Below are 18,251 nucleotides of genomic sequence, written 5' to 3' on the forward strand. Positions count from 1 at the left end.
AAGGGCTGGGCATGCATCTGGAGCCAATCAGGGCGGGCGGGGCGCGGGCGCAAGGCCGCCGGCGGGGTTGGACAGGCTGGTGGATCGCGTGGGGGCTGTGCGCGATCCTGTGCTGGCGCCAGGCCGGCGCGCAGGAACCGGTCATGCGCGTCTTCGACTTCGACCTGCCGGCGCAGCCGCTGCAATCGGCACTTGAGCAGTACAGCAACGTCACCGGCAGTTCGGTGGTGTATCGCGCCGCGTTGGCGGTGGGGCGGCGTTCGGCCGCGGTCAAGGGAATCTATACGCCGGAGGCGGCTTTGCGCATGCTGATCGAAGGTTCCGGGCTGGAGGTGGAATACACGGCCGCCAACGCCGTCATCCTGCGGACCGCCCCGCGCAGGGAAGCCGGCGCCTCGTCCGGCCGCCGTGCCGGCGCCAACCGCGGCGCGTTCTACCGGAGCTATTACGGCGTGGTCCAGGCCGGCGTGCGCGACGCCCTGTGCCGCAATCCGGCGACCCGCGCGGGCGGCTACCGCGCCGCGGTCAGCTTCGAGGTCTCGCCGATGGGGCGGCTGGAACATGCGCGGGTGCTGGATTCGACCGGCGACACGGACAAGGACGGCGAAATCGTGCTGGCGCTGGACCAGACCGTGCTCGACAAGGCGCCGCCGGCCGACCTGGAGCAACCCTTCGTGATGCTGATCGTGCCGGAATCGGCGCAACACGATCAGGGCTGCCCGGCGTACTGACGCCGTGCGCCGGTCCTTTCCGCACTGACACGGATCCATGATGCCCACCAGCCTGTCGGTCCTGCGCGACTTCATGCTGCAACGCTACGACGACCTGAAGGCGCGCCTGACGCGGCGCCTGGGGTGTCCGGACCTGGCCAGCGACGCCTTGCAGGACACCTGGCTGCGGCTGGAGGCCAAGGAAGAACTCGGTCCGGTCGACAGCCCCGGTTCCTACCTGATGCGCATGGCCGTGAACGTGGCGGTGGACCAGCAGCGGGTCGAGAACCGGCGCCTGACCGTCGCCGAGGCCGAGGTGCTGCTTGCCATCGCCGACCCGGCGCCGGGCCCGGAGCAGATCGCCGCCGGACGCGCGGAGCTCGACGCGCTGACCCGCGCCATGGGCGAGCTGCCCGCGCGCCAGCGCGACATCCTGCTGGCCGTGCGGCTCGAAGGCCTGCCCCAGAACGACATCGCCGAGCGCATGGGCGTCTCGCTGCGCACCGTCGAACGCGAGCTGCGCAACGCCCACGAGTACTGTGCCCGGCGCACACGTAAATTATTGTCACCATAAGGCGGGTTCCGGCTGCGAGAGTCGTCCTATGGATGTCAAGGGGAAAAACCGCGCGCCAACGCCCGCAGTGGCGGCGCGGCGGCATCGAGAGAACATGCAATGAATACCGCAACCCAGCCCGCCGATCGCAGACAGGCGGACATCGAACGCCAGGCCCGTGCCTGGATCCGCCTGATCGCGTCCGGGCAGGCGACGTTGCGCGAAGCCGATGCGCTCAAGCAGTGGTGCGCCGCCAGTGACCGCCACGCCCAGGCGTTCGCCGCCCAGCGGCAGCTGTGGCGGCAGATGGGGCCGGCGGGCCAGGCCGTGCTGCGCCAGCGTGGCCGGTCGGCGGCGGCGTCGCGCGGAGCCGGCTGGGGCCGGCGCGCGTTCCTGGGCGCCGGCCTGAGCGGCGCGGCCGCCGCGGCGGTGGCCGCCGTGGTGGCGCCGCCGTTCCGCCTGTGGCCGGCCTGGGACGAATGGTCGGCCGACTACCGCACCGACACCGGCGACCGGCGCCAGTTCGGGCTGGGCGAGCGCGTGCAGGTGGACATGAACACCCAGACCAGCATCGCGCTGCGTTCGGAGCAGCCGGGCGCGGTGCGGGTCGAGCTGATCGCCGGAGAGGCCGCGTTCGACGGCATGGCCTCGCCCACCGCGGTCACGGTGGTGGCCGGGCAGGGCCGCGCCGAGGCCCGCGGCGCGCGCTTCGAATTGCGCAACCTGGGCGGCACGGTCTGCGTCACCTGCATCGCCGGCTCGGTGCGCGTGGCGCTGGGCGGTGGCGCCACCTTGCTCGGCCCCAACGAACGCCTGTTCTACGACGGGCAGGGACTGGGCCAGGTGCAGCGCATCGACCCGGCCGAGACTTCGGCCTGGCGCCAGGGCTCGCTGGTGTTCCGGCAGACGCCGCTGGCCGAGGTGGTGGCCGAGATCAACCGCTACCGCCGCGGCCGCGTGGTGCTGCTGGACAGCGCGCGCGGCGCCAGCGCCCTCAGCGGCCGCTTCGAGATCCGCGATACCGACAAGGTGCTGGTGCAGATCGAGAAGGCCTTCGGCCTGACCGCCACGCGCCTGCCGGGCAACGTGGTGCTGCTGGGCTGAGCGCCGCGTGGCGGGTTTGGCCCGCCCATCTCGTCCTATAAGGGCAGGCCGCGCATGACCGCCATCGAGGGCGCATGCCGCGTCCGCGCGATGGGGAGCAGTCGTGTCGCGTAAACCGAATATCGGTATTCGAGAGTTGAAGGAGAATCTGTCGGCCGTGGTGGATTCGGCGTGGGAGCATCCCGTGTCGGTGCATCGCTACGGCTCGCCCTGGGTCTGGATCGTGTCGCACGAGGTCTGGTCCCGCAACACCCGCCGGGTCGAGTTCAATCCGGCCGGCCATCCGCTGGCCGCGCTGCGCGACCATGTCGACCGGGCCGTGGCCGCCAGCCAGCCGCGGCTGCATGCGGCCGCGATCCGCGCCATGCTGCGCATCGAGGCGCAGCCGCTGTTGCGGGCGCTGGCGATCCAGCTGCTCTATGGCGTCGAAACCGAGGCCGGCCTGCACGAGCAGATTTCTTGCAACCTGCTGTTCCGCTGGTTCGTCGGCCTGTCGCTGGACCAGGAAATCTGGAGCCCGCAGGAATTCGGCCACGCGCTGGAACGGGTGCTGGCCAGCGCCGACATGATCGACATCCTGGCGCAGTCGCTGGACGGGGCGCCGGTCACGCCGATCGAGCAGGCCACCGGCATCGCGTTGAACCGCGCGCTGCTGCAGGCATGGCGCGCGCGGGCGATCCGTCCTGAATAAAAAACCTGGCGGGTTCCGCCGCGCCGAGTCGTCTTAGGGGTACAGGCCGCGCCATACGCAGCGCGGCCAAACCGGACATGGGCCCAACAGGCCCCAGGAGCGCGTGATGTCGGCGACCGTCAACGTAGGCATGCTCGAGCTGGACCGCAAACTGTCGAAGGTGCTCGATTGCGCCAGGCAGCAACCCGTATCGGTATCCCGCTACGGTTCTCCCTGGGTCTGGGTCGTGTCGCACGAAACCTGGATCGGCCAGATCCAGCTGACCCGCTATGTGCCGCCGCGCCATCCGCTGGTGGCCCTGCGCGAGCACATCGACGACACGCTGCGGGCGCATGCCGCGCTGCTGCGTCAGGCCAGCCTGGAATGCGGGCTGACGCTGGATGCGGCGATCCTGTGCCGCACCCACATCCTGCAGCTGCTCTATCCCGCCGGCAGCAAGACGTACTTCCATGAACAGATCGCCTACAACCTGTTGTTCCGCTGGTTCGCCGGCCTGTCGGAGGGCAACGGCTGCGAGTGCGCGCCGGCCTTCGACGACGAGCTCGACGCGGTCGCGGGCCACGCCGGCATTGCCGAGCTGTTGCGCCAGGCGCTGGACGACGGCCTGCTGACGCCGGCCAATTGGGCAATGCGCAAGCGGGCCGCCCAGCGTCCGGCCGGCACCGGACGGCGCCCGCTTGCGCCCGGGGGCCGGGCCGCCATGGAGAGCCGCCATGTCCCTGTGTCTTGAACCGGCGCCGCCGGCGCGACGGCGTCGCGACGAGTTCGCCGCGGGCGGCGCGCAGGCGGCGCGTGCGCGTCCGCTCTGCCTGGGCGAATTCGTCGCGGCGAACTATGGGCGCCTGATGCAGGCGCTGCGTGGCCATCTCGGTTGCCCCGACCTGGCCGCGGACAGCCTGCACGACGCCTGGCTGCGGGTGGCCGAGGGCGGCGCGGCGCCGGCGCCCGCCGTCCTCAATCCTGGCGCCTATGTGTTCCGCATGGCCTGCAACATCGCCATCGACCGCCTGCGCGCGGAACGGCTGCCGGGCGCGGCGGAAGTGATCTGGGACGACATCGAGGATACGGCGCCAGGGCCGCAGCGGATCGCGCAGGCGCGCTCCTCGATGCGCGGCGTGCTGCGCGTCATCGAGGCGCTGCCGCGGCAGCAACGCGAGATCTTCATCGGCGTGCGCATCGAAGGCATGCTGCAGAGCGAGGCGGCGGCCCGCTACGGCGTGTCCGGACGCATCGTCCGGCGGCAGCTGCGCGACGCCTGCCGCCACGTCGAGACCCAGGCGGCGCGGTTGCAGGCATGACACGGCGCGCCGCAGCCGTTGCATCATCGCCGCGGGCGCCGCATGCCCGGGCCGGCCGCCGCGCGGCGCTTGAACGCGGCTTCACGCTGATCGAACTGATGGTGGTGCTGGTGATCGTGGGCATCGCCACGGCCGCGCTGGGGCTGAGCATCCGCACCGACCCGGCGCGCCAGTTGCGCGACGACGCGAAGCGGCTGGCCGAGAGTTTCGCCGCCGCGCAGGGCGAAGCGCGCGGCGACGGCCGCAGCATCGCCTGGCAGGCCGACGCGCAGGGCTACCGTTTCGTGCGCGGCGCCTGGGCGCTGGATGGCGCGGTGCCGCTGCTGGACACGACCCGGGTCGAGGACTTCGCTCGGGATCCGGCGTTGCGGCCGCGCCCCTGGCAGGCCGGCCCGGTGCGGGTCTCGCCCGCCGGTCCGGTGCTGCTGACGGCCGAGTGGTTCGGCGCGCCGTGGCGGCTGACGCTGTCCAACGCGGCGGGCCAGGTCGATGTGCAGCGCGATGCCAGCGGCCGCTTCCTGGTGCGCTGACGTGCGGCGCGCGCGCAAACCGTCCCGCTCGCCGCCGCGCCGCCCGGCGCGCGCGGCCGGCTTCACATTGCTGGAGATCCTCATCGCGCTGGCCATCGTCAGCGTGGCGCTGGCGGCCGTCATGCGCACCACCGGCATGCTGACGACCAACAACGGCGTGCTGCGCGAGCGGGCGCTGGCGCTGCTGTCGGCGCAGAACCGGCTGATCGAGCTGCAGCTGGCGCCTCCCGCGCTGACCGCCAGCGGCGACAAGGCCGCCTGCCCGCAGGGGCCGCTGGCCCTGGTGTGCGACAGCCGCTACACCGATGCCCGCGAGGGCGCGCGCACGGTCACCGTCGAGGTCTATCTCGACCAGCGCCCGACGCCGCGCCTCGCGACGCTGTCCGGCATCGTCGAGATCCGCTCTCCATGACGCCGCGACGCCAGGCCGGGTTCACGCTGATCGAGGTGATCATCGCCATCATGATCATGGCCATCATCAGCCTGATCTCCTGGCGCGCCATCGACAGCGTGGCGCTGACCAGCCGCAAGCTCGACCAGCACACCGACGAGGCGCTGGCGTTGCAGCGCGCCTTCGACCAGTTCGAGCGCGATGTCGCCGCGCGCAGCGTGGTGCTGGCCGAGCCGTCCGCGGCCGAGGCGCCGGCCGCGCCCGGGGCCGAGGAGGCGGAGCCGGTGGCCGTCGTGCCGCAGCTGCTGCCCGACGCGATCCAGGTCAGCGGCATGAAGACGCCCGCGCCGCGCATCGACATCGTGCGCGGCGCGCCCGGGCAGCCCGAGGCGCGCCAGCGGGTGATCTGGGAACGCAAGGGGGGCCGCCTGCTGCGCACGGCGGGACGGCCGACGGACGCCATGCCACTGCCCCTGCCCGCGGCGGACGCCGGCACGCCGGTGCTGGAGGAATTGCTGGACTTCAGCGTGCGGGCCTGGGCGCCCGGACGCGGCTGGGTGGCGCTGCCAGGGCGGGGCGAACAGCCGGCCACGGCGCTGGAACTGGTGATCTCGCGCGGCGTGCTGGGGCAGACGCCGCTGCGCTACCGCCGCGTGCTGCTGCTGCATTGACCTATGACCTGGAGCCTGCCGCCATGGCGCTGAACTTCCGCATCGACTCGACCGCCGGCACCTCCTGGCCGCGCCTGGCCAGCCTGGCGGGCGCCGCGGCCCTGGTCGCGGGACTGGCCTGGTGGGGCCTGCGCCTGACCGAACCGCTGTCGCGCCCGCCCGCCGCGCCGATGGCCGCGCCCGCCGCGAGCGACAACGGCGCCGCCGAGGTGGCCGCGTGGCTGGCGCCGGGGCCGGCCAGGCTCGATGTGCGGGTGGCGGGCGTGCTGGCCGGCGGCGGCCGCGGCGCGGCGGTGCTGTCGGTCAACGGCGGCCCGCCGCAGGCCTACGCCATGGGTGACAAGCTCACCCGTTCGGCGCGCCTGGTCGGCATCGATGCGCAGGCGCTGATCGTCGAGCACGGCGGCCGCGAGGTCCGGTTGCCGCTGCCGACGCAGGCCGGCGACGACGGCGAAGGCATCAAGCGGGTGCCGTAGCGCCGGCCGCGGGTCAGAGGCCGAGTTCGGACAGCCCCGGATGGTCGTCGGGGCGCCGGCCCAGCGGCCAGCGGAACTTGCGGTCGGCTTCCCGGATCGGCAGGTCGTTGATGCAGGCGTAGCGGCGCGTCATCAGGCCGTCCTCGCCGAACTCCCAGTTCTCGTTGCCGTACGAACGGAACCAGTTGCCGGAATCGTCGTGCCACTCATAGGCATAGCGCACCGCGATGCGGTTGCCGTCGTGGGCCCACAGCTCCTTGATGAGTCGGTAGTCCAGTTCCTTGGCCCATTTGCGGGCCAGGAAGGCGCGCGCTTGCTCGCGGCTATCGACGAACTCGGCGCGGTTGCGCCAGCGCGTATCCAGGCTGTAGGCCAGCGCCACCTTGTCGGGGTCGCGGCTGTTCCAGCCGTCTTCGGCCAGGCGCACCTTCTGCACCGCGCTGTCGTGGGTGAAGGGAGGAAGAGGAGGGCGGGGGGGGGGGGTCGATGTCATCGCGCGTGCCTCGCAGGCGGGTGGGAAAAACGGGAAGGCCAAGGGCGTGGCCGGGCGCAAGGGGGCAAGTGGCGCCATGGCCTCAGTCCCCGGGGCCCAGCAGCGTGGCGGCGGCGCGGCGCGCGCTGTCGGCGATGGACGGATCGCGCGAGACCAGCGCCACGGCGATGGCGCCGTCGACCAGCACCAGTAACTGCGCGGCGGCCTCGTCGGGCTCGGGCAGATCGGCATCCCGCACCCGGGCGCGGATGTGATCGAGCAGCCGCGCCTTGTGCTCGCGCGCCACGGCCAGCACCGGGCTGGCCTCGTCGCCGATCTCGCCGGCGGCGTTCAGGAAGGCGCAGCCGCGAAAGTCCTCGCTGGCGAACCATTCGCGCAACGCGTCGAACATGGACAGCAGCCGCGCCCGCGGCGTGGCCGCCCGCGACGTGGCGTCGATGAACCAGCGCATCCAGCGTTCGTCGCGCGCCCGCAGCGCCGCGGCCACCAGTGCGTCCTTGTTCGGGTAGTACTGGTACACGCGCTTGCGCGCCACGCCGGAGGTCTTGACGATGAGATCCATGCCGGTGGCGTGGATGCCGCCGGCGTAGACCAGCCGTTCGGTCGCCCGCAGCAGGCGTTGGCGGGCGTCGTCGGCGTGAAGGTCAGGCGTGTCGGGCATGGCTGAGAATGATCGTTCTATTCAAGTTGGAGCCATCGTAGAACGATCGTTCTCAGCGGTCAAGCGGGTTCGTGACGCGCGTGTCGCGACACCGGTGCGCGCGGGTCTGTGCATGTTGCCGCGGGCTTGGGCCCAGGCGCCGTGGGCAGGACCGTCGCACCATTCAGATACATAAGCAAAACTCAAGATGCTTGCTTTATCTGTTAATTAATACTAAAATCATTGGATCGTCACGCAAAGATCCGGCAATTATTCCGAGTGCCCGCCAAGCCAATACCGACGCCGGGTTTTGGCCTTCCCCCAGGCGGGGTCCATTGAAGCGCCTCGCTTGGCCGCCGGCTTTTACCTCGTCGACGACCCCAGGGCCATGCCCTGGCGCCCGTTCCTGATGCCTCCCTCGCATTGCCACCAGAGCATCCCGGGCGCGCTGGATATCCGAGTCGTTCCCTGCGCAGGGCAGGCCGACATCGCACACAGGAGAGTACGCACATGTCCCAACTGATCGCCAAGAAACCGCGCTTTGAAGTTCCGCCGCTGAACTGGAAGGCGCCAGGTTCGCGCCCGGACCCCGAAACCTCCACCCGCCCGGAAACCACCGAGGCCACCCAGGACAAGAACGCGACCCGCGTCCCTGACTGACCCGCTTCAAGGCAAAAACGCCGCGTCGAACCCGACGCGGCGTTTTTTTTGGACTGTGGGAAGGCGGCTGCCCGCCGTCAGCGGGTTTCTCCCGGCACCACCCGGTTCTTGCCCTCCATCTTGGCGCGATAGAGCAGTTCGTCGGCGCAGCGGAACAGGATGTCCGCCGCGCCGTCGCCGGGCTGGCGCGCCAGGGCCACGCCGAAGCTGGCGGTCAGCCCGAACACCGTGCCGTTTTCCGCCGCGACCCGGGCCTGCGCGATGCGCTGGCGCATGCGTTCGGCCATCTCCACTGCCTGGGCGGTCGTCTGGACGTGGCACAGCACGGCGAATTCCTCGCCGCCCACCCGCGCGACCACATCTGCTTGCCGCCAGGTCTGTCGGCACAGCTCGGCCACCGTTTTCAGGGCTTCGTCGCCGCTGGCGTGGCCGTAGGTGTCGTTGATGCCCTTGAAGTCGTCGATGTCGAACAGGATGAAGGCCAATGCCGTGCCGGCGCCGGGCCATTGCGACAGGGCCTGATCCAGCCGGCTCTCGAAGGCGCGGCGGTTGAGCAGGCCGGTCAGGAAATCGGTCTCGGCCATGACCGCCAGGTCGACGATCAGGCGATCGCGCTCCAGTTCGGCGCGCTTGCGCGCGGCGGCGTTGTCCTTGAGCACGCTCAGCGCCTCGAACATGCCGTCGATCTCGCCGCGGTACTTGCCCACCGGAATGGCGGCGGCCGGCGTGCCGTTGGCGACGGCGCCGATGATGCGGGTGGCCTGCACGAACGGCCGGATCACGCGCAGGCGGAACTGCCGCAGCGACAGCATCAGCGCCGCCGCCAGCGCGGTGGCGGCCACCAGCGTGATGACCAGCAGCCGGATCGCCTGGCGCCGGTGCTCGCGCATGCTCGCCTCCATCTGGTCCAGCATCAGGTCGCGGAACTGGCTGATGGCATGCATCAGCGGCACGTAGGTCGCGGCCAGCTCGCGCGCGCTGATGGTGGCGCCGCCGGGTTGCAGCGCCGCCATGTCGCGCACCTCTTGCAGATAGCGCATGCCCTCGCCGAAATAGAAGTGCCGCAGGTCGCCGTAGGCCAGCGATGCGCGCAGGTCCGGCCGCGCCGCCAGCCGCATTTCCAGCAGGTCGTGCAGCTGGTCGATGCGTCCCAGCACCCGCTCCATGCGGTATTCGTCGGACTCGGTCAGTTGGCGGTGCTTGGCCAGCGCCGGCGTGAAGGTCGAGCCCAGCAGGCCCGCCTGCTCGCGCAGCTCGCTCGCCAGCAGCGCCAGGGTCAGCAGGTTGGGCGCGTCGGCCTCGTTCTGCATCACCACGCCGGCGCTCTCGGCCATCGCCGCCTGCAGCTCGGGCACCAGCGCCACCATGCCGTTCACCGCCGCCAGCACGCGCTGGCCCGAGATGTCGGCGCGCGGCGTGGCGATCAGGGCGTCGGCGTTTTCGCGGGCCTTGATCAGCGCGTAGCGGATGCGCTGGACATTGGTGAATTCCCGGGCGCTGTTCGGGCTGAGCGGGGCGCGGTACAGCGCCAGCAGCTCGGCGATGCTAGTGTCGCTGCGTTCGCGGGCCGCCTGCAGCGCTTCCAGCAGGGACGCGCCGACCGGGTAGTCGGCGCCCAGGGCGGCATTCATGGGACCGCGCTCGGCGGACACCGTTTCCATGGCCGTGATGGTGGTGCGGACGATGGCGAAGGCGCGCAGCGCGTCGCCGGTGGCGAGGTAGGCGGCGCGGCTCTGGAGCAGCAGGATTCCCGTCAGGACCGACATCGGCAGCAGCACGCCCGCCGCCAATATCAGGAAATAGCGTTCCAGTGACTTGATCGAAAATCTACTGCGCAACATACGGATGGGCCGGCCTGATGCGATGTGACTGTGCGCGCAGGATACTGTAATTACGCGGTCTCCAGGCCCGCCGCAACGCGGCGCTTGGCGCGGGCGCCGATGCCGGCGAAACAGTTTTGCAATTGAATGCAGTCGATTACGCCGATACGCGAAATCCGTGCAATTTGTGTCCCGGCGCGGGAAAAACGCGGCGCCGAAGGCCTGGCGGACGGCTCAGGGCCGTTCCAGGATGCGCGGCCCCGGTCCGTCGCGACCCAGCACGTCGTCCGGATTGCGCAGCGGACAGTCCTTGAGCGACAGGCAGCCGCAGCCGATGCAGCTGTCCAGCTCGTCGCGCAGCCGGGTCAGCTTGCGGATGCGTTCATCCAGGTTGGCGCGCCATTGCGACGACAGCGCCTTCCATTGCGCCGGCGTCAGCTTGTTGCCGTCCTGCGGGAAGCGCGACATGGCCTCGCGGATTTCCTCCAGCGGAATGCCGGTGCGCTGCGCCACCTTGATGATGGCGATGTAGCGCAGCACGATGCCGGGAAAACGGCGCTGGTTGCCGTCGCTGCGCGAACTCTGGATCAAGCCCTTGGTTTCGTAGAAGTGGATCGTCGAGACCGGCACGCCGCTGCGCCGGGCGACTTCGCCCACCGTCATGAGCCGCGTGATGTCGATCGGCTTGTCGCCCGCCATGGAAGTTGACCTCAAGTTAGGTTGAGGTCTTATAGTCCGTCGCGCCGGATTTGGCAACCCGCCGGATCCGCATGCCGCGCCGTCCGCCGGGCGGGGCAGCGCCGACCATCAGGAACAGGACCCATGCAGACGCCGCAGTACATCGAATCCCTGCTTCAGAGCACTTGGCTCTGGTTCATCGCCCGGCTGTGCCTGGCGGTGGTTTTCATCGCCTCGGGCGCCGCCAAGCTGATCGACTTCCAGGGCGGGGTGGCGGAAATGCGCGGCGCCGGGCTGGAGCCGGCGCGCCTGTTCAACATCGCGGTGGCGGCGCTGATGCTGGCCGGTTCGATCCTGATCCTGCTGGACCGCGCGGTCTGGCTGGCCGCCGCTGCGCTGGCGGTGTTCCTGGTGCTGACGATCTTCATCGTGCACGCCTTCTGGCGCCTGCCGGAACCGCAGGCCAAGCTGGCCCTGTTCTTCGCGCTGGAGCACGTCTCGGTCATCGGCGGCCTGTTCGCGGCCGCCATCGCCAGCCATTACCGGGCGCTGGCGGCCTAGGCTCGGGCCTGCCTACGGGGTGCCGTGCAGCACCACGCGGTTGCGGCCCTGCTGCTTGGCGGCATACAGGGCGGCGTCGGCCGCGTGGAACACCTGCACCACGTCCGGCCCGCTGGTCGGCCACTGCGCCACGCCCGCCGACATCGTGATGCCGCCCACCTGCGGGAATTCGCGTTCGGCGGTGCGCTGGCGCAGCCGCTCGGCCACGATCACCGCTTCCGTCGGCGCCACCCCGGGCAGCAGGATCAGGAATTCCTCGCCGCCGTTGCGGCACAGGATGTCGCCGGGGCGCGAGCAATCGCGCATCAGCTGGGCCACGTCCTGGATCACCTTGTCGCCCGCGGTGTGGCCGTAGGTGTCGTTGACCTGCTTGAAGTGGTCGATGTCCAGCGCCAGCACCGAGAACGGCGTGCCCGAGGCCTGCAGGTGGTCCACCGCGTCCTGCGTGCCGCGCCGGTTGCGCAGGCCGGTCAGCGGGTCGGTGATGCTGGCCAGGTTCAGCTTGCCGATCTTCTCCTGCAGGGTGGTGAAGCTCCAGATCACCGCGCGCTTGAGGCGCTCGGCCTCGAAATACCAGGCACGGACGGACTTGACCCGTTGCATCGCCACCGCCACGTCATGGTGTTCGACGTTGGTGGCCAGCTGCGACAGCGGCAGCGAGATCTGCCGCGCGCACCACCAGATTGCCAGCAGGAACACCAGCGCCAGCGGCGCCGCGTAGCCCAGCAACGCCCACAGCAGTTCGCGGATCGGCTCCAGGGTGACGGCGGTGGGGCGCTGGGCCACCACGCCCCAGCCGCTGGCGGGCACCGGGGCGTAGCCGGCCAGCATGTCCACCCCGCGTGAATTGACCACCCGGCGCGCGCCGGCCTGGCCCTCGATCACCGCCTCGATCACCGGATTGCCACTGACCACCTCGCCGACCCGGCTCGCGTCGGTGTGGTAGATCAGCCGTCCGTCGCCATCCACCACGTAGAGGTAGGAGCCGTCGGTGTAGTGGTGCAGGCCCAGCAGGTCGTCCAGCGCGCTTTCCTTGCGCAGGTGCAGGGTGCCGGCGATATAGCCCAGGAAGCGGCCATCGGCGGCCAGTATGGGGTAGGACAGGTTGATCAGCAGGTTGCCGGCGATCGAGACGTAAGGCTTGGTGATGACCGGATGGCGGCTCTGCAGCGCGGCGCGGCTGCCCGGGCTGTCGATCCGGGTGCCGAGAAAGCTGCGGAAGTCCTGGGTGGTGGCCAGGATCACGCCGTCGGGGCCGACCACGCCCACCGAGTTGAAAGTGTCGCTTTGCTCCTGCACCCGCCGCACCTCGGCCGCCAGCATGTCCGGGGCGTCCATGTGCGGCGCGATCTGGCGCGCGCTGTAGCCCAGCTGGCGCTCGGCCGCCTTGAGGAAGCCGCCGGCGCTCTGCGCCAGCTTGGCGGCGTAGACGCGGTTCGCTTCCAGGGTGGTGGTGATGAGCTGTTCGCGCTGCAGCCGGTAGCTGGCATACAGGGCATTGGCGGTAGCGGCGATGGCGCTGAATATCGTAAGCGCGAGCACCAGGCCGCGTAGATTGATTCGCATGGGGAGCACAGCAGGCATGGGTCTCGTTATGGGCGCGGCGCTGCGGTGTGCCGGCAGGCGCCATTGTATGCAAGCGCGCGCCGGGGCTCCCGTCTCCCGGACGGATGTGGCGGCCGCGCTACGCCGTTTCGTCCCCGGTTGGGGTGTCCAGCAGGCGCGCCGCGCGCGACCGGGGCGCGGCGCCGGCCCGGAAATACCCCATCACGGTGGCCACGCTGGCATGGCCGGTCATGGCCATGGCGTCGCCCAGCGGCACATTCTGGCGTCCGGCCTCGGTCACGAAGCCCGAACGCAGGCTGTGGGCCGAGAAATCGCCCTCGATGCCCGCCAGGCGGCAGCGTTCCTGGACGATGGCGCGCACCGCGGCGGCGGCCAGCGGCTCGCCGATTACGTCGCCACGGCGGATGCGGCGGAACAGGGCGCCCTGGCGGATGCCGCTGGCGGCCAGCCAGGCGTCCAGGGCCAGCGCCGCCGCGCCGGCGATCGGCTTGCGGTCCTGGGCGCGGTCGGCGCCGGACTGGTTGGTCTTGGAGTGCGACAGGAGATACAGGTAGTCCTCGCCCACCTTGCGGGTGTTCTCGACGGTGGCCCCGACCACCTCGGACCGCCGCCGGCCGCCGCTGGACCAGGCGAACAGCAGCAACGCCCGGTCGCGCAGGCCGCGCAGGGAGTCGTCGCAGGTGTCCAGCAGCGCCTGCAGCGGCTCGCGCGTCAGGGCGTCCTTGCGCGCCGGCGTCGCGCCCCGGCGGGCGTAGGCGCGGCGGGTGCGGGCCAGCAGCTCGCGCACGGCGGCGGCGCGGCAGGGGTTGGGCTGCCCGGCCAGTTCATGGGCCTTGGACAGCACCGACAACCGTTGCAGCAGCGTGTTCAGGCTGGGCGGCCCGAGCCGGCCCTTGGCCTTGAGCCGCACCAACTCGCTGTCCAGCGCCGGCGGCAGCTCCGATGTCAGCCCCTGGGCGCCGGTCCGCTGGGCGTGGTCCACCACGAACTGGATCACCGCGGCCTCGGACAGCGGCAGGGCCAGCGGCCGGCCATAGCGCAGGCCGAACCAGGCCGACCAGTAGCGGATCGCGGCGCGATAGCTGGCGGCCGTATTGGGCGAACTGCCTTCGCGCAGCAGGTCGCGCATGGCGGCGTCGGCCTGGCGGTCGAGCGCGCCGGGGTCCAGCAGGGGCAGCGGGGCCGGAGAAGTAGGCAGCATGCGGGGCGGGGGAATGACCGGGAGCGGGGAGCCTGGTGTGGCAGGGCCCGGGGATACTATCATTCCGCTACTTTGCCACCCACCCGAAGGCGCCGCCCGGATGCACGATTCCACCTATCGCATGATCGCCGCGCTGCGGATGCGCCAGTTCGAGTTGCTGACGGTGCTGGCCGATACCGGCAGCATGCGCGCCGCGGGCGAGAAGCTCTGCCTGAGCACCGCCGCCGTCAGCAAGGGCCTGGGGGAAGTCGAGGCGCTGCTGGGCATCACCGTGTTCGAGCGGCATGGGCGCGGCGTGAGCCTGACGCGCGATGGCGACATCCTGGTGCACCGCGCGCGCCTGCTGCTGTCCGAGGTGGCCAATCTCGCCGATGACCTGCGCGACCGCAAGTTGGGGCACGATGCCGTACTGCGCATCGGGGCTCCGCCCTTCATCGCCTGGTCGCTGCTGCCCGACGTGCTGCGTGCCATGGCGGGCGACGGCGCGCTGCCGCCGGTGCAGATCGTCGAGGGCCGGCTGGATGATACGCAGCGCAAACTCGAAAGCGGCGAGATCGACCTCCTGCTGACTATGAACACCTCGTCCGAGCTGGGCGGCTTGTGCCAGGAGGGGTTGGTGATCCGGCCAGTGGGCCGGGAGCAGTGGATCGTGGTGTGCGCCAGCGATCACCCGCTGGCGCTGGCGCCGCGGGCGGCGCCGTGGACCTGGCGCGAGCTGAAGCAGCAGGCCTGGATATTGCCGGCCCGGCCGACGCAGGCCCGGCTGATGCTGGAGCAGTTGCTGCTCGACCACAACTTGCCGCCCATCGCGCCCGCCATCGAGTCCATGAACGCCATCACCAATCTCAATCTGGTCGAGCGCCGGCTGGGCCTGAGTCTGCTGGCCCGACGCACGGTACAGGAGCGGCTGGCCCGCGGCAGCCTGGTGGCGCTACCGGTCGAGGCGCTGCCGGAGCCGATTCCTATCGTGATGGTGTACCGGACGCCGTGGCACCAGAACGACATCGTCGAGCGCTTTCACGATGCCGCGCACGGGCTCCTGCAGGCCGCCAGCAGCGCCTCTGCCGACATGCCTTCGGGCAGCAGCTCGGCCAGCAGGTAATTGCGGTCGCGGAACGATTCCGCGTAGACCGCCTCCAGCAGGGTGATGCAGGCGGACAGCAGCGGGCAATCGACGCCCAGCAGGCGCGCCAGCCGTTCCTGAAACACCAGCCCGAACGGCACATCTTCCAGCACGTAGCGATGCGCCAGCCGGGCCGGGCCGAGCGGGCCGGCGCCGCGCGCATCGATGGCCCGCGCGATGTCCTCGAGCGGACCCAACGGCACGTGGTAGGAGCGCGAGTAATGCTGCGCCAGGGTCGGCAACGTGAATCCCAGGGCCTGGGCCAGCGCCAGCCGCTCCCGGTCCAGCGCCTGCGCCATGTTGGCGACCACCCCTGTGAAGTGGCCGAACAGCGGCCAGGCCTCGGCCCGGTCCATCCGGGTGAGGTTGGGGATCACCTCCGCCGCATGCGCGATCGGGTTGATGTTGGCCAGGGTGCTGGCCAGCAGGTTGTCGGCCGGCGCGAATCGGTCGCCGAACAGGGCCCGGCAGTCGGCCAGCGCGTCGCCGCCGCCCTCGGGCGGAGCCAGCCAGGCCATGCCGATCTGGCCGCGTGGCGCGTTCAGGTGCAGGCGGCCGTCGGGCAGGAAGTGGGCGGTCGTGAGGGTGGTGCTCCAGCCGACCGCCGTGACATCGGCGCCATGCGCCGCCGCCGTTTGGCGCAGCCACAGGGGCACCAGCGACAGGGCGCCGCTGACGATCAAGGTCTGGCCGTCGCGCCAGTGGGGCGCCGCGTCTTGCAGGACCTGCTGGTAGTGCGACGCGGGCAGGCAGATGAAGACATGGCTGTAGTCGGACAGGTCGGCCAGCCGCGCCAGCCGTTCGACCGCCACGGCGCCGTCCAGCGCGCCGACGCAGTCAAAGCGCGCCCGGCCGGGCTGGGCATGCGGCCGCAGGCGCCGCCCGGTGGGCGACCACATCGCCACCGGCAGGCCGCTGGCCCGCAGATAGGCCGCCGTGGCGCAGCCGATGCCGCCGGCCCCGACGATCGCGATACGGAAATCGTTGCGCTGCATGTCATTGCACCGAAATGTGGCGGTCGTTGATGATCTTGCCCCAGCGCTGGTTTTCACGCGTGGTGTAGTCGCGCAGTTCGGCCGGGGTGGTGCCCATCACGATCACGCCCTGGTGGATCAGCTTCTGCCGCAGGTCGGCGTCGCCGAGCACTTTGACCAGGGCGCCGTGGAGCCGGTCGATCACCGGGGCGGGGGTGCGCGCCGGCACGAACAGGGCGAAGGCGGTGGCGATCTCGAAGTCCTTGACGCCGGATTCGGCCACGGTCGGCACCTCGGGCAACAGCGGCGATCGCTGATCGCTGGAGACGGCCAGGGGCAGCAGCCGGCCCGACTTCAGGAACGGCAGCGAGGCGCCCAGGTCCAGGAAGGCCATGTCGACTTCGCCGCTCATCACCGCCGTGCCGGCGGGCCCGCCGCCCTGGTAAGGGATATGGGTCATCTCGATGCCGGTCAGGGCCATCAGTTGCTCGGCCGCCAGGTGGCTGGTGGACCCCTGGCCGCCCGAGGCAAAGGTGAGCCGACCCGGCTTTTCCCGCGCAAGGGCCAGCAGTTGCGTCAAGGTCTTGACCTTCAACGCGGGATTGACGGTCAGCACCAGCGGGCTGGCGCCCAGCAGCGACACCGGCGCCAGGTCGCGCTCATGTTGGTACGGCAGCTGCTTGTACAGGTGCGGACCGATCACGAAAGTGCTGTTGGTGGCCAGCAGGGTGGTGTAGCCGTCCGGCGCCGCGCGCACCGCCTGGGCGTGGCCGATCGAGCCGTTGGCGCCGGATTTGTTCTCGACCACGATGGGCTGGCCCAGCTCCTTGGCCAGGACGGTGCCCAGCTGGCGCGCCAGCAGATCCACCGCGCCGCCCGGCGGCCACGGCACGATCAGGTTGACGGGCCGTTGCGGGTAGGCGCCCGCGGCCGTGGAGGACTGGGCGCCGGCGTTGCCGCCCCATAGCAGGCAGAACGGAAGCAGCAAGGTTGCCAGACGGATACTGCGCGGCGGGATCATGGCCATCTCCAGGAATTGATGGCCACAGTGTAGGAAGGCGGCGCGGGGCCGGCCATCGACAAATGGTCAACGCGCCTTAACGGGACGTTGAGCGCGCGGCTGAGCAGGCCGATGTCCTGGCGGCCGCGACCGTCCGGACATTGGCGCGGCGGCGCTACACCGGGGTGACCGGCCCCCGTCCGAAGAATACGCCCTCCAGGTTCAGCATGAAGATCCCGAACTGGGCTGCGATCGCCTCCGGCGACCAGCCGCCCACGTGCGGGGTCAGCAGCAGGCGGTCCTGCGCGATCAGTTCCGGGGGCGGGGCGGGTTCGCTTTCATAGACATCCAGCGCCGCCCCGGCGATGCCGCCGGACGCCAGCGCGGCGGCCAGGGCCTGCGTATCCACGATGCTGCCCCGGCCGACATTGACCAGGTAGCCGCCCGGGCCGAGTTCCCGCAACACGGCCGCGTTGACCATGTGCCGCGTCGCAGCGCCGCCGGGCATGGCGCAGACCAGTACGTCGCACCAGCGCGCCAGCGCCAGCGCGTCATCGAAGTACCGATAGTCGAATTCCCGCCGCGCGCGGCGGTTGTGGTAGCCGACCGCCATCTTGAAGGCCCGGGCGCGGCTGGCGATGCGTTCGCCCACCGACCCCAGGCCCAGGATGCCGAGGCGCTTGCCCGAGACGTTGGCGGGCAGGGCAATGGCCGTGCGCCAGACGCCCGCGCGGCAGAGCCGGTCCAGCGCCAGGAAGTCGCGCATCGCCGCGATCACCATGCCCATGGCGTGGTCGGCGACGCATTCATCGTTGGCGCCGCGGCCGTTGGTCACCCAGATGCCGCGGGCCTGGGCCGCCGCCACGTCGATATTCTCGTAGCCGGCTCCCATGCTGGCGACGAGCCTGAGGCGGGGCAGCCGGTCCATTTCGTCGGCGCGCAGCCCCAGCAGGCCGATGGTCAGCACCGCCTCGAATTCGGCGCCGCGAGTCTGCACGACGCGGGCCCGCTCTTCGGGCGTCAGCGCGAATGTGGGTTGATGGCGCTGCCGCAGGGCCGCCTCTTGCGCGGGACCCAGCTCGCAGAGCACCAGAACGGAAATGCTCATAGT

22 protein-coding genes are annotated in these 18,251 nt (G+C 70.8%); 13 read left to right on the forward strand and 9 right to left on the reverse strand.

The window, feature by feature from the left end; translation table 11 throughout:
- The first annotated feature begins 143 nt into the window (after nt 1-143).
- The 10 genes from AC1HFW_RS07985 to AC1HFW_RS08030 all read left to right on the forward strand — a co-directional run bounded on the left by AC1HFW_RS07985 (nt 144) and on the right by AC1HFW_RS08030 (nt 6,424).
- The gene (locus tag AC1HFW_RS07985) at nt 144-731 is read left to right on the forward strand and encodes an STN domain-containing protein (protein ID WP_061074332.1); all 588 of its coding nucleotides are present in this window, start codon (nt 144-146) and stop codon (nt 729-731) included.
- 37 nt (nt 732-768) lie between these two features.
- The gene (locus tag AC1HFW_RS07990; protein ID WP_006394934.1) at nt 769-1,284 is read left to right on the forward strand and encodes an RNA polymerase sigma factor; all 516 of its coding nucleotides are present in this window, start codon (nt 769-771) and stop codon (nt 1,282-1,284) included.
- Nucleotides 1,285-1,383: 99 nt separating this feature from the next.
- The gene (locus tag AC1HFW_RS07995; protein ID WP_006394935.1) at nt 1,384-2,367 is read left to right on the forward strand and encodes a FecR family protein; all 984 of its coding nucleotides are present in this window, start codon (nt 1,384-1,386) and stop codon (nt 2,365-2,367) included.
- Between the two features lie 136 nt (nt 2,368-2,503).
- Nucleotides 2,504-3,058 (forward strand): transposase, encoded by a 555-nt coding sequence (locus AC1HFW_RS08000; protein ID WP_006394936.1) that lies wholly within the window; start codon nt 2,504-2,506, stop codon nt 3,056-3,058.
- A 106-nt stretch (nt 3,059-3,164) separates the two neighbouring features.
- Nucleotides 3,165-3,788 carry a transposase gene (locus tag AC1HFW_RS08005; protein ID WP_006394937.1) on the forward strand — a complete coding sequence of 208 codons (624 nt, stop codon included), beginning with the start codon at nt 3,165-3,167 and terminating at the stop codon, nt 3,786-3,788.
- The gene (locus tag AC1HFW_RS08010) at nt 3,772-4,356 is read left to right on the forward strand and encodes an RNA polymerase sigma factor (protein WP_006394938.1); all 585 of its coding nucleotides are present in this window, start codon (nt 3,772-3,774) and stop codon (nt 4,354-4,356) included. The genes AC1HFW_RS08005 and AC1HFW_RS08010 overlap by 17 nt, the downstream gene beginning before the upstream one ends.
- Nucleotides 4,353-4,886: a type II secretion system minor pseudopilin GspH gene (gene gspH, locus AC1HFW_RS08015; RefSeq protein WP_479282594.1), complete on the forward strand. Its 534-nt coding sequence runs from the start codon at nt 4,353-4,355 to the stop codon at nt 4,884-4,886. The genes AC1HFW_RS08010 and gspH overlap by 4 nt, the downstream gene beginning before the upstream one ends.
- A complete protein-coding gene (gene gspI / locus AC1HFW_RS08020) occupies nt 4,858-5,298 on the forward strand; it encodes a type II secretion system minor pseudopilin GspI (RefSeq protein ID WP_479282595.1) in 441 nt (146 codons plus the stop codon). The genes gspH and gspI overlap by 29 nt, the downstream gene beginning before the upstream one ends.
- Complete coding sequence (locus AC1HFW_RS08025; RefSeq protein ID WP_479282596.1) at nt 5,295-5,948, forward strand: PulJ/GspJ family protein; 654 nt, start codon at nt 5,295-5,297, stop codon at nt 5,946-5,948. Before gspI ends, AC1HFW_RS08025 begins: the two co-directional genes overlap by 4 nt.
- Before the next feature lie 23 nt (nt 5,949-5,971).
- Nucleotides 5,972-6,424, forward strand: coding sequence for a type II secretion system protein N (locus tag AC1HFW_RS08030; RefSeq protein ID WP_479282598.1), 453 nt, complete (start codon nt 5,972-5,974; stop codon nt 6,422-6,424).
- A 13-nt stretch (nt 6,425-6,437) separates the two neighbouring features.
- Here the strand turns inward: AC1HFW_RS08030 and AC1HFW_RS08035 are convergent, their stop codons facing one another.
- Nucleotides 6,438-6,917, reverse strand: coding sequence for a nuclear transport factor 2 family protein (locus AC1HFW_RS08035; RefSeq protein ID WP_479282600.1), 480 nt, complete (start codon nt 6,915-6,917; stop codon nt 6,438-6,440).
- Nucleotides 6,918-6,999: 82 nt separating this feature from the next.
- The gene (locus AC1HFW_RS08040) at nt 7,000-7,578 is read right to left on the reverse strand and encodes a TetR/AcrR family transcriptional regulator (RefSeq protein ID WP_006394946.1); all 579 of its coding nucleotides are present in this window, start codon (nt 7,576-7,578) and stop codon (nt 7,000-7,002) included.
- Between the two features lie 489 nt (nt 7,579-8,067).
- Between AC1HFW_RS08040 and AC1HFW_RS08045 the strand changes: the two genes are divergently transcribed.
- A complete protein-coding gene (locus AC1HFW_RS08045) occupies nt 8,068-8,217 on the forward strand; it encodes a hypothetical protein (protein WP_006394947.1) in 150 nt (49 codons plus the stop codon).
- A gap of 77 nt (nt 8,218-8,294) precedes the next feature.
- On the opposite strand, the gene AC1HFW_RS08050 is transcribed toward AC1HFW_RS08045, so the two are convergent.
- Nucleotides 8,295-10,058: a GGDEF domain-containing protein gene (locus tag AC1HFW_RS08050; RefSeq protein WP_479282602.1), complete on the reverse strand. Its 1,764-nt coding sequence runs from the start codon at nt 10,056-10,058 to the stop codon at nt 8,295-8,297.
- 213 nt (nt 10,059-10,271) lie between these two features.
- Entirely contained in the window at nt 10,272-10,736 is a 465-nt protein-coding gene (gene soxR / locus AC1HFW_RS08055; protein WP_006394949.1) for a redox-sensitive transcriptional activator SoxR, read from the reverse strand.
- Between the two features lie 123 nt (nt 10,737-10,859).
- Here soxR and AC1HFW_RS08060 point away from each other — a divergent pair, with 123 nt between their 5' ends.
- Nucleotides 10,860-11,276, forward strand: coding sequence for a DoxX family protein (locus AC1HFW_RS08060; protein ID WP_006394950.1), 417 nt, complete (start codon nt 10,860-10,862; stop codon nt 11,274-11,276).
- A gap of 12 nt (nt 11,277-11,288) precedes the next feature.
- Here the strand turns inward: AC1HFW_RS08060 and AC1HFW_RS08065 are convergent, their stop codons facing one another.
- Both AC1HFW_RS08065 and AC1HFW_RS08070 read right to left on the reverse strand, forming a co-directional pair.
- Nucleotides 11,289-12,842: a sensor domain-containing diguanylate cyclase gene (locus tag AC1HFW_RS08065; RefSeq protein WP_238889754.1), complete on the reverse strand. Its 1,554-nt coding sequence runs from the start codon at nt 12,840-12,842 to the stop codon at nt 11,289-11,291.
- A 118-nt stretch (nt 12,843-12,960) separates the two neighbouring features.
- Nucleotides 12,961-14,043, reverse strand: coding sequence for a site-specific integrase (locus tag AC1HFW_RS08070; protein WP_479282605.1), 1,083 nt, complete (start codon nt 14,041-14,043; stop codon nt 12,961-12,963).
- A 100-nt stretch (nt 14,044-14,143) separates the two neighbouring features.
- On the opposite strand from AC1HFW_RS08070, the gene AC1HFW_RS08075 reads away from it, so the two are divergent.
- On the forward strand, nt 14,144-15,145 hold the full coding sequence (locus tag AC1HFW_RS08075; RefSeq protein ID WP_061071268.1) for a LysR family transcriptional regulator: 1,002 nt from the start codon (nt 14,144-14,146) through the stop codon (nt 15,143-15,145).
- On the opposite strand, the gene AC1HFW_RS08080 is transcribed toward AC1HFW_RS08075, so the two are convergent.
- From AC1HFW_RS08080 to AC1HFW_RS08090, 3 genes are all read right to left on the reverse strand, one after another.
- Nucleotides 15,061-16,161, reverse strand: a complete 1,101-nt coding sequence (locus tag AC1HFW_RS08080; RefSeq protein WP_479282608.1) for an NAD/NADP octopine/nopaline dehydrogenase family protein — start codon at nt 16,159-16,161, stop codon at nt 15,061-15,063. The genes AC1HFW_RS08075 and AC1HFW_RS08080 overlap by 85 nt on opposite strands.
- Before the next feature lies 1 nt (nt 16,162).
- Entirely contained in the window at nt 16,163-17,161 is a 999-nt protein-coding gene (locus AC1HFW_RS08085) for a Bug family tripartite tricarboxylate transporter substrate binding protein (protein WP_006394956.1), read from the reverse strand.
- A 154-nt stretch (nt 17,162-17,315) separates the two neighbouring features.
- The gene (locus tag AC1HFW_RS08090) at nt 17,316-18,248 is read right to left on the reverse strand and encodes a 2-hydroxyacid dehydrogenase (protein WP_061071265.1); all 933 of its coding nucleotides are present in this window, start codon (nt 18,246-18,248) and stop codon (nt 17,316-17,318) included.
- Nucleotides 18,249-18,251 lie beyond the last annotated feature (3 nt).

The sequence above is a fragment of the Achromobacter sp. ISS7 genome (assembly GCF_056523125.1).